We start from the raw sequence: 15,135 nt of genomic DNA, 5'->3' as shown, positions 1-15,135 counted from the left end.
TGCAACCTACTCGAGTCTAATCGAACCTCAGCGCTCCACTACAATCAACACAGTCCTGCGGATTCGATATTAATGGAAGGGAACCTCGAACTGACGCTGCTGATGGTAATGACTGTGGCCGCAGGCATTGCCGCCCAGATCGTTGCCGCCTACCTCAAAGTTCCCAGCATCGTTTTTCTGCTCGTCATTGGCATCGCGCTGGGTCCAAGTGCTCTAGGCGTTCTCGATCCGCACCTGTTGGGGCAGGGATTAGAGGTCATCGTATCTTTGTCCGTTGCCATCATTTTGTTCGAGGGGGGACTCAACTTAACCTTCCGAGAAATTAAAGAAGTTTCCGGTAGCCTGCGCAATCTGGTGTTGTTAGGGACCTCGATCACCCTTTTGGGCGGTAGTGCAGCGGCCCATTGGCTGGGCGAATTTCCGTGGTCTGCTGCTTTTATCTATGCCTCGCTGGTGGTCGTGACGGGACCGACGGTCGTAGCACCGCTGCTGCTTCAGGTGGGAGCCGAGCGGCGGATTGCCACGCTGCTCGAGGGCGAGGGGGTTTTGATCGACCCCGTTGGGGCGATTTTGGCAGTGGTGGTGTTGAATATAGTGCTGCGCGGCAATGCCGATCCGGTTGTGGCGATCGGGGGATTGGTCTCGCGGCTGAGTTTAGGGGGTCTGATTGGGGCGAGCGGCGGTTGGTCGCTCAGTTTTGTCCTCAAAAAAGCTCGATTTTTATCCGACGATCTCAAAAACCTAACCGTGCTGGCGGGTCTATGGGGATTCTTTGGTATCTCTCAAGCGCTCATTAGCGAATCCGGTTTGATGACTGCAGTCACGATGGGCGTAGTGGTGAGATCGGCAGGGTTGCCAGAGGAACGCCTGCTTCGGCGGTTTAAGAACCAACTGAGCGTGCTGGCCGTTTCGGTGTTGTTTATTCTGTTGTCTGCAGATTTATCGATCGCCGGGGTCTTGGCCTTAGGGTGGCCGGGACTGTCAGCTGTGTTGGGCTTAATGCTGATCGTACGGCCCCTGAACGTACTCGCCTCCACCTGGAATAGCGATCTAAACTGGCGGCAGAAAACATTCCTCGCGTGGGTCGCGCCGCGGGGGATCGTGGCGGCTTCGGTGGCGTCTCTCTTCTCCATTGCGCTCACCAAAGCGGGCATTAATGGGGGCGATGCCATTAAAGCCCTCGTATTTTTGACCATTATTTTGACCGTGTTTCTGCAAGGCTTAACGGCGCGATGGGTCGCGATTTGGCTGAAGGTGCAGGCCACTGAAGCAACCGGTGCGATGATTGTGGGCTGCAATCCGCTGGGGCGGACGGTGGCTCGCCTGATTCAAGAGCGCGGGGAATCCGTCGTCATGATCGACGCCAACCCCGACTATTGCGCTCAAGCCCAATCCGAAAACCTGTCGGTCGTGCTGACCAGCGCTTTGGATATGGCAGCCCTCAGCGAAGCGGGTGTCGCGCGGATTGGCTCTTTTCTAACCGTGACGAGCAATCCCGAGGTCAATTCCGTCCTCGCTCAGCGGGTTTTAGAAGAATTTCGTCCGCCACGGGTATTGGCGGTGTTGCCGGAAGCGCCCGTGGATTCGCAACTGACCGTCCCTACCGGCAAGCTTTCTAGCACGGAAGTGATGCGAGCTTTTTCATCGCAAGTCTCTGTCAAAGATTGGAGTCAATATATTGCAGCAGATGAAGTCAAAATTGGCGAAGCGATGCTTGAAGAAGACGCGGAACAGTTTCAGCGCCAATGCGTGCATCTATATGCTTTAACTAAAATTGGCAAGCTGATTCCCGTGCTGGTAATTCGTCAAAATTATTTGCGGCTTGCTAGAGCAGATGAGGAGTGGCAAGCCGACGATCGCATTGTTTACCTGCTCCACATTCCAAAAGCGCCCGCGTTTCTCCGAGACGTTGCTGCTTTGCAACCCGATTCCACTTCCCCTGGGCCAAAAAATCCGATCGACCGTGACGAGCCTCACATCGCAACGCCGATCTCGATCGCACCTGCCATGCGAACTTTATGAAATGGTAGGGATAAGTTCGGGAATTTAGGTCTATCTCGTTGCAGCGTTAGGAGAGATCGGTCATGGTAACTCAAAATTTAAGGGCGATCGCCGCCTCTGTTGGTTTGACCGGGATGGTGGCCCTCTCGTTCCTGACGCCAGTCCGAGCGGGCGAAGTCAGACTGACCTGCACCGCGCGGCAAGGACATTCGACGACGATTGCACTCAATGGCGGAGAATCGATTCCCTTTGGAAGCTGGTCCGTCTCGGATGCGATCGATGTGGCCTACGCAGTCAAGAACAATTGCCAGGACCGCACCGCTTCGCCAGTTAAACCGACCCCTTCATCTAAATTCCGCGTAGAAGTAAACTCAACGCCTGCTCTCAAAAAGGTTGAAGTGCCGCAAAAGATATCGCCTGCGGCTGAACCCATTACAGCAAACGTAAATTCGCCTGCACCGCAGTCTGACATTCTTTGGTAAAGCCATTCCCGAAATAAAAACTAATAAACATTCTGTAAGGGCGCAAGGCCTTGCGCCCCAGAGACTCTACGCGCAGTGTCTTGTCTGAGATGCCGCACCCATTGCACCAATGTTGGCTTTGGTCCATCCCCAACTCAAATTGAGAGCCGCGTTTGAGCGTTGCCAGAGCTGCCGGACTCTATCTCCACACCGTCTAGGCCGGGTTAGCGATAGGATGTCGGTAGAGCTTGAGCCTGACTTTTGGGCGGAGGGCGGAAAAATTAGTTGCTCTGTATCTGAGAATTAAGTTAAATTTAATTAAGAAACTTTACTTAACATTTTTGTTTGGAGTACTGGAGCCATCCAGTCCACGCGCTTAAATCCCGTGTCTCCTTCGAGATCGAGGTCTCGAAGCTGGCTAGAGCAAGTTTAGGCTTCTTGTAAGGTACGTTTGTCCAAGCTCTAGAAGCGTCATTATCAAAGAGGTTCAGCGAACATATGAAGAAATTTTCCTGGAAAACGGCACTGTTGTGGACGCTGCCTGTCCTAATTGTAGGTTTCTTTATTTGGCAAGGCTTCTTTGCCTCCGTGCCCGCAGCGGACAGTTCCGTCAGAAACACGGCGAACTCTCGCATGACCTACGGGCGGTTTTTAGAGTATTTGGATGCAGGACGCATCGACAAGGTTGACTTGTTTGACGGGGGCCGTACCGCCATCGTTGAAACCAACTCCGATAAAGATATCTCTGGCTTGGGCGATCGCATCCAGCGGGCGCGGGTCGACCTCCCCGGTACCACTCCTCAGTTCATTACAAAGCTTCGGGATTTGGGCATCGATCTAGACGTTCATCCCATTCGCAACAATGGTGCAATTTTGGGTTTGCTGGGCAACCTCATCTTCCCCGTGCTGTTGATTTCGGGGCTGTTTTTCTTGTTCCGTCGCTCTAGCAACGTACCGGGCGGGCCCGGCCAGGCGATGAACTTTGGCAAGTCCAAGGCGCGCTTTCAAATGGATGCAAAGACGGGCGTGAAGTTTGACGATGTTGCTGGCATCGAAGAAGCCAAAGAAGAACTGCAAGAAGTCGTCACCTTTCTGAAAAAGCCAGAGCGCTTTACTGCCGTGGGTGCCAAGATTCCGAAGGGCGTGTTGCTCGTCGGCCCTCCAGGGACGGGTAAGACGTTGTTGGCCAAGGCGATCGCCGGAGAGGCTGGCGTCCCGTTCTTCAGTATCTCTGGCTCGGAATTCGTCGAAATGTTTGTGGGCGTGGGTGCGTCCCGCGTGCGCGACCTATTTAAGAAAGCGAAGGAAAACGCACCTTGCATTATCTTTATCGATGAAATCGATGCTGTGGGTCGGCAGCGGGGTGCTGGCATTGGCGGTGGCAATGACGAACGCGAGCAAACCCTCAACCAACTCCTCACGGAAATGGACGGGTTTGAAGGCAATTCCGGCATTATTATCGTAGCGGCCACCAACCGCGCCGACGTGCTAGACAGCGCGCTGCTCCGTCCCGGTCGCTTCGACCGTCAAATCATGGTGGATACGCCGGATATTAAAGGTCGCTTAGCGGTGCTCGAGGTACACGCCCGCGACAAGAAACTGGCTGAGGATATTTCTCTAGAGGCGATCGCCCGGCGCACGCCTGGCTTCAGCGGTGCTGACCTGGCTAACTTGCTCAACGAAGCAGCTATCCTGACCGCCCGCCGTCGCAAGGAAGCGGTCACCATGCTGGAGATTGACGATGCTGTAGACCGCGTCATTGCGGGGATGGAAGGCACGCCTTTGGTAGACGGCAAGGCAAAGCGCTTGATCGCCTATCACGAAGTCGGCCACGCGATTGTGGCAACGCTAGTCAAAAATCACGATCCGCTTCAAAAGGTAACGCTGGTTCCGCGCGGTCAAGCGCGCGGGCTGACCTGGTTTACGCCAGCAGAAGATCAGGGGCTGATCTCGCGATCGCAGATTATGGCGCGGATGGTGGGTGCTCTAGGGGGACGTGCCGCAGAGTACGTCATCTTTGGGGACTCGGAAGTGACCACCGGAGCGGGGAACGACCTCCAGCAGGTGACGGGCATGGCGCGTCAAATGGTGACTCGGTTTGGGATGTCCGATTTGGGGCCGCTGTCTCTTGAAAGCCAGTCCGGCGAAGTCTTTCTGGGCCGCGATTGGATGAGCCGCTCTGAATATTCTGAAGAGATTGCTGCGCGGATCGATGCCCAAGTGCGAGAACTGATTCAGCATGCTTACGAAGATGCCATCCGCATCATGCGCGAAAATCGCACGGTCATCGATCGCCTAGTCGATTTGCTGATCGAGAAGGAAACAATTGATGGAGAAGAATTCCGTCAAATTGTGGCGGAATACACGGTCGTACCAGATAAAGAGTCCTTTGTGCCTCAACTATAAGGTAGAGATCGCTCATCGCTGAGTTAAATGTTTTATGAGAAAGGGAGTCTGCAAGTCAGACTCCCTTTTTTATATTTTCTTTATAATGTCAGGGTCGAATCTGCTTTGGCAACTTTAGTCTGTTCGGTTGCGGTGAGTCAGATGCTCAGTCCAAAATGGCATTCTAAAGGCTCAGTTGAAGCGGATGGAGACAAATATCTCTAAAGCAACGTCACGTTGTATATCTTTCCGGCTTAAATCAGTCATTTGGCTGTGCTACTGGGAATGCTAAACGTAACCTTTAAAGAGCTTTCAACAAGGAGTAACGCATGGGGCGTATCCTTCAATGGGTAATGCGATGGGGCATCTTAATTGCAGCGGGACTTTTTTTGGGCAAGGCGCTCCTGACGCACTGGCAGGGTGTGAGCGAGTTGCACCTTCAGCCTCAGGCTTGGATTTACGTCAGTCTGGCGATCGTCATTGCGGTCTGCGCGCAGCTTTGGTCTGCTTTGGTTTGGGGTTTGATTCTGGAGCTTTTGCGGCACCCCGTCCCAAAACGCTGGGCCATTATCACGCTCTTGAAGAATGCGCCTGCTAAGTACGTACCTGGCAGTATCTGGCACTTGTACGGACGGGTCAGAGCAGCCCAGCGACGCGGCATCGGTTTGGAGTTTGCCACGCTGAGCGTGATGCTGGAGCCGCTGTTCATTATGGCGGGGGGGCTGGGATTGGCTCTAGGGCACGGTTCCGCGCCTAATCTTTTGATTTTGGCGTTGATGGTTATTTTGCTGGCGGTGCATCCTCGCATTTTGAATCGACTTTGGCGATTTTGGTGCAGGCGTCAGGGCAAAGAATCCACTGTGGGGGCAATGCGACGCTATCCGCTGTCGGTATTATTGGGAGCGTTGGCGTTTATGGCGCTTCGAAGTATAACTTTTATCTGTATTGTGTTGGCTTTTACGCCCATTACTTTGGGGTTGTTGCAACCACTGATGAGCGGATTTAGCTTTGCTTGGGTTTTGAGCCTCGTTATTCCATCCCCAGGAGGGTTGGGGGTGTTTGAGTCTTCTGCATTGCAGGTTCTTAACGGGTCTCTATCGCCTAGTTTGTTGTTGGGCTGCGTGACGGTTTATCGTCTGGTGACGATCGCGGCGGAGTTAATTGGAGCGGGGGCAGCTTATTTGATCGATGAGGGAAAGGAGCCGCTAGCGAATAGCAAGGCGGGTTGAATTTTCTACCTTCGGTAGTCTTATAGAACGCTGGGGAGACTTTCAGACTTTCCAAACGTATCCTGATGTATAGCCATTCTAAAGATGCATTTGGGACTTGTCCTGCACTCTAGCTCCAACATAGTTGCTGACCGCAATCGGTTTGAGAACAGCCTTCCTTTCAAACAAAAATCGTGGTTTTAGAAGGGTTCTAAACAATAAGCCCAAGGATGTCAGTTCATCGGGGGAAAGACGACTTTTCCATTGTCCGGGACGACAATACAGAACCTCAACCAGCCGACGCTGTCGATCTAAGGTCAGCGTGTCAAAAGCCACTCGAACCTTCAGACAATCTTCGCCCGCAGCCATTGCCACGATCTTTCCTGGAAGCGCGAGGGAGTCTTCTAGTAGTTCTACTTGAGCCGAACGGTCGGGCAGGTCCTGAAAGTCAGCTTGGGTCAGCGCGACTTCTACACCAATTTCTGAAAGTGCGGTGGTCGTCCCCCAAAAAATTCGATCCGAGACTTGAAGGCGTACGGTCCGTCGCAGACCGTACCACTCGTAGGGTGATGGCCGAGGTGCATCCATCAGAATGAGCAAAGCAATCCCGACCGTGAGGAGATTGTAAGTGCTCCAAATCCAGCCCAGCCCTACTCCTTTCCAACGAACGACCCAGTCCAACGGCATATCGGCTCTCCAAGGCGCAACCATCATATAAGTGCCCGCATTGACCCACAGGCTGAACGCACTCAGACCAAACAGGACGATCAACGGAACAGCCAACCCCCAATTAAATGAATAGCGATCGCTAGTACTTCCCTTGGGAGTCACCTTAAATCCTTTGCCAAAGGGATTCAGAAAAACCTTGAACACCGTAATGGCCAAGGGAACGGATAACACGATGGTGTAAATATTGCTCAATACTGCCGACCGAGCGCGTTCGTTCAACCAGGCAAAGGTCGTAAGCTGCACTAGGTAGAACGGCAAAAAGAAATAGAAGGCTTCAATACTGGTCGCGCGGACGGGCAGGACGCCGAGAAAGGCATAGGCGATTGGCAAACACAGGAACCAAATCTGGGCAAAGCTGGAAAACCAATGCAAAATTCCTTCTAGATGGGCTAGGCGCTGAATCGGATTCAGCCCTTTAATCGTGAGCGGGTTGGTTTTGATGAAAAAGGCTTGGAGCGTCCCTTGGGCCCAGCGCACCCGCTGCAAAACTTGAGAGGCAATATTTTCGGCAGCCAAGCCCGCACTCAGCTTTTCATTTAAGTAGAGAACCCGATAACCGCTCGCGGCCAGACGAATTCCGGTAAAGTAGTCCTCGCTCAAGGATTCCGTCACGAATCCCCCTGTCGCGTTCAGGGCCGACCGTCGCACGACAAAGGACGTTCCCGCACAAATGACACTTCCCACCCCGTCCCGAATGGGTTGAATTTGTCTGTAGAAGACTTCTTCCTCCGGCGTGAGCGCATCTTCAAGACCCAGATTGCGGGCGATCGGATCGGGGTTGTAGAAAGTCTGTGGGGTTTGGACGAGGCCAACTTGGGGATCTTGGAAAAACCCAACCGTTCGCGTTAAAAAGTTTTGGGTGGGAATAAAATCAGCATCAAATACAACGATGAGTTCTCCGCGCGTATGAGTCAGGGCGTGATTCAAGTTGCCTGCTTTTGCATTGCTGTTATCGGGACGCGTTCGGTACTCGCACCCTAGCTCTTTAGCGAGTTTTTCCACTTCCGGTCGTCGGGTATCGTCGAGCAAGTAAACGATCTTTTGTTCGTAGTCGATCGCCTGACAGCCCATAATAGTGCGGCGCAGAATGAAGGGTGCTTCGTTGTAAGTCGGAATGAAGATATCCACACTGGGCGTAAAGGAGCCGTTTAAGACGCTGGTAGAGAACCGATCTGCTTCGGCTCGGCGATCGCGCACTCGCAGCAGCAGGGCGAGCTGAATGATGCTGCCTCCAAGCAACAGAAACTCCATCACCAAGGTTACGATGCTAAACACGCCGTTGAGGGGCGTACTCAAGTTGAGGGTAGAGAGCGATCGCCAGGTTAAATAGCGAATTGCAAGTATCAATAAAATACCCACCACTAGGGTTCTAGACCAAAGCTGAGGGCGGGGTGAAATTTTAGTCACAATCAGAACTATTACCATCAACGCAACCGTCCAGAAAAGCAAATATTGCCCCACTGCCATGGGCGCTTCGAGCCACAAGGGCGGGTTCTGCTGCATCTGATTGAGGTTGGCAAAGATAGTGCGGATGGTGCCCTGACCTGCAAACCAGCCTCCCACCACCAGTCCCGCTATACCAATTGCCCCGAGCATGACCAAGGTGGCGATGTGCGGAGGGTTAATGCGGCGGCGACTGCGGGTCATTGAGGTCGATGCGGAAAGATGGTTCATGTTCTCTCACTTCTAGATCGTCAATGAGTTTGAAAGCGCAAAGAACTATCGTGCGAGCTGTAACTACTATCATCTGGAGATTGTTGGAGATACTCGGCAAAGGGTCTGCGCTCAATAAATATTTACGCTTCTACCTGGCAGTAGGCGTGGGTTTTGTCTCCTTCAGAAATTGGACTACAATTCCTAAATCCTCCTAAGCTTGCGCTGCCCGATCGATGGAGCCTCTACCTGTCGTTGATGATGCCTCCTTGCTGACCAGAATTGCCAAAGGCGACCAAACCGCACTTTCAGCGCTCTACGATCGTTACGCTCGCATCATCCACTCCGTCGCATTTAAGAGCTTGAGGTCGATCGAGGAAAGCGAGGAAGTCGTTCTGGATGTGTTTGCGCAAGTCTGGCGCATTGCAGGCCGCTACGACAAGCAAAAGGGGAGAGCGGATACTTGGTTGTTTATGCTAGCCCGCAGTCGCGTCTTAGATCGGCTGCGAAAGTTACAAAGGAATCGCGCGTCTGCCCCAGCATTCAACGACGCGGATGAAATCCAGATCCCGGCGTCGGAGGTCTCGCCCATTGAAGAGGCGATGATTTCCGAACGTCGCGATCGCGTTGCAAGCGCGCTGAAGAACCTCCCAGACGAACAACGACTGGCGATCGAGCTGGCCTACTATCAAGGGTTGACTCAGAGTCAAATTGCAGCGCAGACGGGACTGTCTTTGGGCACGGTTAAAACCAGGGTTCGCTTGGGTTTGAGCAAGCTAAAGTTGACGCTGGAGGCCGAGACGTCCTAGTTTGGGTTCGCTGCGCGCCGTGCTATCCGCAGATGGTGTCCGCTCCATCAAACAGCCTCTTTGAGGGCCATGTCCCGTTGCGACAGGATAGGGTAAACCAAGGTATATCGCAATCCTCCAAACGCTCGACGAATGTATTCCAAACAGATATACGCATGCATCGCTCGCACGGATCTCTGATTTAGAACGAGGAACGCTAGAATTGAAGTAGGCCTGGAAATTGTATGAACGACCGCGATTTTGCCGAACTTGCCGCGCTCTATTTATCCGTGCCTGGGACCTTATTGGGCACCCTCTCGGTCGATTTGCAAAAACGAGAGATCCAGTGTTTTGTTCGAAGTTGGAGCAACGCATCCTTCCCGAAACACCGCCATTTTGGAGATGAAGAAATCGTCATCCTAGAGGGAGATCTGAACATCGGCGATCGCTCGTACCAACCGGGCGATCGCATTACATCGGTTCCTGGTACTGTCCACCAACCCAAGACCGATCGGGGTTGTTTGTTGTTTCTGCGGACTTCCCTGGATGACGAATTGCTCGCTTAACTCAAGTACTGCGAGTAACTTTGGTCCGGTGCGAAGTACTGTTTGACGACCAGGGAAGGCGAATAACAAACCGCCTGCGTCCCATCGGGCCACTCGATCTGAAACCGCAGTTCTGGCATCGGAACCTCCCCATTTGTTGAAACTGTTTCATTCAGCTCGCGCTCGTTTCCGAAACCGATCGCCCTTGCAAAAGCTGCCGATAGCATTGCTCGTGCAGGCGCGCGGAGGCTTCCCAAAAATATCGGGCTAACACAGGTTGACTCTTCTGTTTTAACCGATCGGCCACCTCGGGTTGCAACCTCGCGCTCGCGGCTTAGGCTAACGCATCAACATCACGGGCAGGGAGGGCGATCGCCGCGTCCGATCTCGATGCCAATCGCGACCGCTCGCCGATTGATTTAGATGGGGTATTATGTTCCGTTAGGCAAGCAGTTGCTAGCCAGAATGACCGTCACCCACCATAATAAACACACTCAATGTTAGTGTTTGCTAGATAAACGCGTGGATAAGCGGGCGATCGCCCAGCCTCATCCCTTGCAGATCGTTTAAGAAAGGATTGAAAGCTCATGCGAGTCCTACTGGTATACCCCAAATTCCCCAAAAGCTTTTGGTCCTTCGAGAAAGCGTTAGAGCTAGTCGGGCGTAAGGCCATGCTACCGCCCCTCGGGTTGGCAACCGTCGCTGCCATCCTGCCTCAAACCTGGGAATTCAAGCTGGTAGACCACAACGTCCGCTCTATCACAGAAGCCGAATGGGATTGGGCCGATCTAGTCATTCTTTCGGCCATGATCGTGCAAAAACAGGATTTTCTAGCGCAGATTCAAGAAGCAAAGCGGCGCGGCAAAAAGGTGGCCGTGGGAGGCCCCTACGCGACGGCCTTACCTAAAGAAGCGGCCACCTCCGGCGCAGATTATCTGATTTTAGATGAAGGCGAAATTACGCTGCCGCTGTTTATTGAGGCCGTGCAGAACGGCGAAGCATCCGGCACCTTCCGCTCCGACGGACAGAAGCCGGACGTTACGACGACGCCCATTCCTCGCTTCGATCTGCTCGACTTTAACGCCTACGACAGCCTTTCAGTGCAGTTTTCGCGGGGGTGTCCGTTTCAGTGCGAATTCTGCGACATCATCGTGCTCTACGGTCGCAAGCCCCGCACCAAAACCCCAGAGCAGCTCTTGGCCGAACTCCAACGCCTCTACGACCTCGGCTGGCGGCGCAGCATTTTTATGGTGGACGACAACTTCATCGGCAACAAGCGCAACGTCAAATTGCTGCTCAAAGCCTTGAAACCGTGGATGGCAGAGCATCAATACCCCTTCCGTTTCAACACCGAAGCCTCCATCGATATTGCCAGCGATCCAGAACTGATGGAGCTGATGGTGGAATGCAATTTTAATGCCGTCTTTTTGGGCATCGAAACCCCCGACGAAGCCAGCCTGGCCCTCACGCAAAAGTTTCAAAACAACCGCGACTCCATGACCGATTCCGTAGACGCCATCGTTAAGTCGGGGCTGCGGGTGATGGCGGGTTTCATTATTGGATTTGACGGCGAGAAAGCGGGAGCGGGCGATCGCATCGTGCGTTTTGTGGAGCAAACCACCATCCCCACGGCAATGTTCAGCATGCTTCAGGCCCTCCCGGATACGGCGCTCGAACACCGCCTCAGAAAAGAAGGTCGCCTGCTCGATCGAGACTCCGGCATGAACCAAACCACCCTCATGAACTTTATCCCCACCCGCCCTCTCGAGGATATTGCCAAGGAGTACGTAGAGGCGTTCTGGACCCTATACGACCCCGCCAGCTACCTGGATCGCACCTATCGCCATTTTTTGAAATTGGGCGCGCCCAAGTGTCGCAGCCGCGTGCGCGAGGTGAGTTGGGTCAATATCAAAGCGCTGCTGACGATTTGTTGGCGCCAAGGCGTGGTGCGTAAAACGCGATGGCAGTTTTGGGCCAATCTGATTGGCATCCTGCGTCACAACCCAAAGGTGTGGGAGCCATACATTGGCATTTGCGCCTTGGGCGAACACTTTCTAGAATATCGTCAGATCGTGAAGGAACAAATCGAAGCGCAGCTTCAGGTTTACCTCGCAGAACAAAGGCTTCAGCAGCGCAGCCGAGCTTTGGATGTAGCCTGATGGTGCGGCCTGATGTCGAATATGCTTTTAGAGCAACCCTGCTTGCGATCGGCAATTTTTAAAAACACATGGTCGGCTATTTAACCTCCCTTTCCATCTTTATTGCCACCTACGCCCTATTCAGCCTGGGGCTTAACCTGCAGTGGGGCTTCACCGGACTGATTAACTTCGGTCACGTCGCCTTTCTGACCTTGGGAGCTTACGTGACGGTGTTGCTGACCCTCAATGGCGTCCCCATCTTTCTAGCGACCCTTGCTGGGGGACTCTGCGCGGCGCTTTTAGGGCTGCTGATCGGACTCTCCACCTTGCGTCTGCGGGAAGACTACCTGGCGATCGTCACCATTGGCGTGGCGGAGGTGGTGCGCCTGATCGCGCTCAACGAGGAATGGCTGACCAAGGGAACCCGTGGCGTTTACGGCTATCCGCTACCCCTCGATAAGCTAGACCCGAATCTCGCCGTCAAGGTCGGGATGATTGGGGTGCTCACGGGCATTTTTGGCCTCGGGCTGTGGCACCTTTGGCGCTGGGTGAGCCAATTGCTGACGGGCGATCGCCCCTCCCCCGGAGTCCGCTCTGCGCCCGCAGTCCGCCTTCTGTCTCGCAGCCGATCGATCTTGGCATTCTCGGGCTACGGGCTGTGTCTGGTGCTGCTGGCCGTCACCCTCTGGCTTGGGTTTAGCGTGGATTTTGGCTTTTTATTCGCCAGCATTGTGCCGCTGGCGTTGGGCGCAGGCATGCCGTATCTTCAGTTGAAACAGCCTCTCGTGCAGCTTCGGCAACAGCCATCGAGCACCCCTCTGGCGATCGCTGCTGCAACCTTCACCTTTGGCGTCGCGATGATGGCCTACTGGGCAAATGTCATCGGCCTGTGGGACTACACCTATAAAGCCGGACTGATGTGGCTGTTGGTCGTCAGCGTGGCGCTTGTATTCTGGCGGCTTCAGGCCCTCGTGAATTCCCCCTGGGGGCGCGTCCTCAAGGCCATCCGAGAAGACGAAGACGTGGCGAAGGCGCTGGGGAAAAACGTATTTCGCTATAAATTGCAGTCGCTGATGATTGGCGGGGCGATCGCGGGATTGGCGGGTTCCTTCTATGCATGGCAGCTCACCTTCATTAATCCAGACGGATTTATTTCCCTGTTGACGTTTCAAGCTTGGATTATTGTCGTGCTGGGCGGATCTGGCAACAACGTCGGGACGCTACTAGGGGCGTTGATTTTCTGGGCCTACGATGCTGCAACCCGATTTTTGCTCCCTGCCGTATTGCAGCTAGACGATGCGCGGCTGGGGGCCTTTCGCGTCATGGTCATCGGGCTGCTGATGATCGTGTTGATGATGTGGCGACCGCAAGGTATTTTAGGCAAGAAAGACGAGCTATCCCTTGGACGATAACCCTATGACCGCGACTTCGCTTCCACCGTTGCTGTCTGCCAATGGCCTTTGTAAATCCTTTGGCGGCATCAACGCCGTCCAGAATGTCAATCTCGAGGTCGAGCAAGGCAAGATCGTGGGACTGATCGGTCCCAATGGTGCGGGTAAAACCACTCTTTTTAATCTGCTGTGTAACTTCATCTCTCCCGATCGCGGTTCCGTCGTTTTTGACGGGCGGCCCATTCACGCGCTGCCGTGCCACAATATTTGCCTTCAAGGGATGGTACGGACCTTTCAGGTGGCGCGCGTCCTGTCTAAGCTCTCGGTGCTGGACAACTTGCTCTTGGCAGCGCCTCACCAAACGGGCGAGAAACTCAGTAATACTTGGATCTTCGCCCAGCGGCCCAGCATTGTAAGCGAAGAAAAGCGACTCAGAACGCGGGCGGCTGAAATTCTGGAGTCCGTGGGCCTGAGCCACATGATTCACGCCTACGCTGGATCTTTGTCTGGCGGACAGCGCAAGCTCTTAGAGATGGGACGCGCGCTAATGACCGATCCCAAGCTGATTTTGCTCGACGAACCTGCCGCTGGCGTCAATCCAACGCTGATCAAACAAATTTGCGAGCATATCAAACGTTGGAATCAGCAGGGCATTACATTTTTGGTGATCGAGCACAACATGGAAGTGATTATGTCCCTGTGCGATCGCGTTTGGGTGCTGGCGGAAGGTCAAAATTTGATGAATGGCACGCCCGCTGAAGTTCAAAGCAATGCCAAGGTCCTTGAGGCTTATCTAGGGCAGTAGCCAGCAAAGAAAGGCAGCCCTCGCGGACTCACAGCTATCCCTTGAGCGCCCGCCTGAAATTTTGCCGATAGGAAGAGCTGAACAGCAGCACCGGCCAAAGCAAGGTCAAGACGGGGCGAGATTGGCTGTAGTGGGTTCGCCCAAATCCCGTCCAGAATTTCCAGGCACCCCCTAAATACACTGCTAGTAGAAGGATGGTGATGAAGCCGCTCATAGTAGTCCTCCGATTCAGATGAGTTAGCCTTATTTTATCAAGACCTTTGCAGCCTTGGCATTGAATGGTTTTGACATCGAATGGTTTTTCGACGCGATCGACGCTGAAGCACGATTGTGACGCAAATGTTACAACTTTCAACGCTACGTTGGGCTACAACGCGAGATACTAGAGTTTGGTTTATTTGAATTTGTTAATCGATCCAACCCTCGTGACGTCCCTTGTAGTTGCCACGCAAAATCCCGGCAAGCTGAAAGAATTTCAGCATCACCTCAGCGGCCTATCCTGGAGCTTGCAAATGATGCCGAGCGATCTTGAGGTTGAGGAGACGGGACAAACGTTTATGGAAAATGCTCGCCTCAAGGCGTCTCAAGTCGCAAAGCAGTTGGGTCAATGGGCGATCGCCGATGATTCCGGCCTAGAGGTGGCTGCCCTCAACGGTGCCCCTGGAGTCTATTCCGCGCGGTACGGTCGGGACGATGCAGATCGCATCGCGCGGCTGCTGCGAGAGCTGGGCGATACCCTCCAACGTTCGGCCCAGTTCGTCTGCGCCCTCGCTCTCGCCCGTCCCGACGGCGAGATTGTCGGTCAGGTTGAGGGGATTTGTCCCGGCGAAATTTTGTACGAAATGCAGGGACGGGGTGGATTCGGCTACGATCCCGTATTTTACGTGCCCTCCATGGGACTGACCTATGCTGAAATGTCCAAAGACCAGAAGCGAGACATCAGCCACAGAGGCAGGGCGATCGCCGCCTTACTGCCCCAGCTTCAAAAGCTGTCGGTTATTGCGACTGCCGAATAAAGTCGATTTTGGCTA

Annotated in this window: 13 protein-coding genes; 10 read left to right on the top strand and 3 right to left on the bottom strand. The window is 53.8% G+C overall.

The annotated features are described in order from the left end of the window. Positions 1 to 72: 72 nt before the first annotated feature. The 4 genes from R6H26_RS19650 to R6H26_RS19635 all read left to right on the top strand — a co-directional run bounded on the left by R6H26_RS19650 (position 73) and on the right by R6H26_RS19635 (position 6,076). The gene (locus R6H26_RS19650; protein WP_404784840.1) at positions 73 to 2,022 is read left to right on the top strand and encodes a cation:proton antiporter; all 1,950 of its coding nucleotides are present in this window, start codon (positions 73 to 75) and stop codon (positions 2,020 to 2,022) included. Between the two features lie 62 nt (positions 2,023 to 2,084). Next, positions 2,085 to 2,483 (top strand): hypothetical protein, encoded by a 399-nt coding sequence (locus R6H26_RS19645; protein ID WP_404784839.1) that lies wholly within the window; start codon positions 2,085 to 2,087, stop codon positions 2,481 to 2,483. Between the two features lie 477 nt (positions 2,484 to 2,960). Continuing rightward, positions 2,961 to 4,868: an ATP-dependent zinc metalloprotease FtsH2 gene (gene ftsH2 / locus R6H26_RS19640; RefSeq protein WP_404784837.1), complete on the top strand. Its 1,908-nt coding sequence runs from the start codon at positions 2,961 to 2,963 to the stop codon at positions 4,866 to 4,868. A gap of 308 nt (positions 4,869 to 5,176) precedes the next feature. Beyond that, positions 5,177 to 6,076, top strand: a complete 900-nt coding sequence (locus tag R6H26_RS19635) for a UPF0104 family protein (protein ID WP_404784836.1) — start codon at positions 5,177 to 5,179, stop codon at positions 6,074 to 6,076. Positions 6,077 to 6,154: 78 nt separating this feature from the next. Here R6H26_RS19635 and R6H26_RS19630 read toward each other — a convergent pair whose 3' ends face one another. Then, positions 6,155 to 8,458 (bottom strand): glycosyltransferase, encoded by a 2,304-nt coding sequence (locus tag R6H26_RS19630; protein WP_404784834.1) that lies wholly within the window; start codon positions 8,456 to 8,458, stop codon positions 6,155 to 6,157. Between the two features lie 215 nt (positions 8,459 to 8,673). On the opposite strand from R6H26_RS19630, the gene R6H26_RS19625 reads away from it, so the two are divergent. Together R6H26_RS19625 and R6H26_RS19620 are read left to right on the top strand one after the other, a co-directional pair. Next, complete coding sequence (locus R6H26_RS19625) at positions 8,674 to 9,246, top strand: sigma-70 family RNA polymerase sigma factor (protein WP_404784832.1); 573 nt, start codon at positions 8,674 to 8,676, stop codon at positions 9,244 to 9,246. Between the two features lie 224 nt (positions 9,247 to 9,470). Beyond that, positions 9,471 to 9,791: a cupin domain-containing protein gene (locus tag R6H26_RS19620; RefSeq protein ID WP_404784831.1), complete on the top strand. Its 321-nt coding sequence runs from the start codon at positions 9,471 to 9,473 to the stop codon at positions 9,789 to 9,791. On the opposite strand, the gene R6H26_RS19615 is transcribed toward R6H26_RS19620, so the two are convergent. Then, positions 9,788 to 9,997: a hypothetical protein gene (locus R6H26_RS19615; protein WP_404784829.1), complete on the bottom strand. Its 210-nt coding sequence runs from the start codon at positions 9,995 to 9,997 to the stop codon at positions 9,788 to 9,790. The two genes, R6H26_RS19620 and R6H26_RS19615, sit on opposite strands and share 4 nt — an antisense overlap. Before the next feature lie 360 nt (positions 9,998 to 10,357). Here R6H26_RS19615 and R6H26_RS19610 point away from each other — a divergent pair, with 360 nt between their 5' ends. The 3 genes from R6H26_RS19610 to R6H26_RS19600 all read left to right on the top strand — a co-directional run bounded on the left by R6H26_RS19610 (position 10,358) and on the right by R6H26_RS19600 (position 14,104). Then, positions 10,358 to 11,929 (top strand): B12-binding domain-containing radical SAM protein, encoded by a 1,572-nt coding sequence (locus R6H26_RS19610; RefSeq protein ID WP_404784827.1) that lies wholly within the window; start codon positions 10,358 to 10,360, stop codon positions 11,927 to 11,929. Between the two features lie 68 nt (positions 11,930 to 11,997). Continuing rightward, complete coding sequence (locus R6H26_RS19605; RefSeq protein WP_404784825.1) at positions 11,998 to 13,320, top strand: branched-chain amino acid ABC transporter permease; 1,323 nt, start codon at positions 11,998 to 12,000, stop codon at positions 13,318 to 13,320. A gap of 4 nt (positions 13,321 to 13,324) precedes the next feature. Next, positions 13,325 to 14,104: an ABC transporter ATP-binding protein gene (locus tag R6H26_RS19600; protein ID WP_404784823.1), complete on the top strand. Its 780-nt coding sequence runs from the start codon at positions 13,325 to 13,327 to the stop codon at positions 14,102 to 14,104. A 34-nt stretch (positions 14,105 to 14,138) separates the two neighbouring features. Here R6H26_RS19600 and R6H26_RS19595 read toward each other — a convergent pair whose 3' ends face one another. Continuing rightward, entirely contained in the window at positions 14,139 to 14,318 is a 180-nt protein-coding gene (locus tag R6H26_RS19595) for a hypothetical protein (RefSeq protein WP_404784821.1), read from the bottom strand. Positions 14,319 to 14,529: 211 nt separating this feature from the next. On the opposite strand from R6H26_RS19595, the gene rdgB reads away from it, so the two are divergent. Next, on the top strand, positions 14,530 to 15,120 hold the full coding sequence (gene rdgB, locus R6H26_RS19590; RefSeq protein ID WP_404784819.1) for an RdgB/HAM1 family non-canonical purine NTP pyrophosphatase: 591 nt from the start codon (positions 14,530 to 14,532) through the stop codon (positions 15,118 to 15,120). Positions 15,121 to 15,135 lie beyond the last annotated feature (15 nt).

Origin of the sequence: Altericista sp. CCNU0014 (assembly GCF_044923475.1) — a bacterium.
Lineage (GTDB): Bacteria > Cyanobacteriota > Cyanobacteriia > Thermosynechococcales > Thermosynechococcaceae > JAAURS01.
This window is presented reverse-complemented; position numbering and strand designations above follow the sequence as displayed.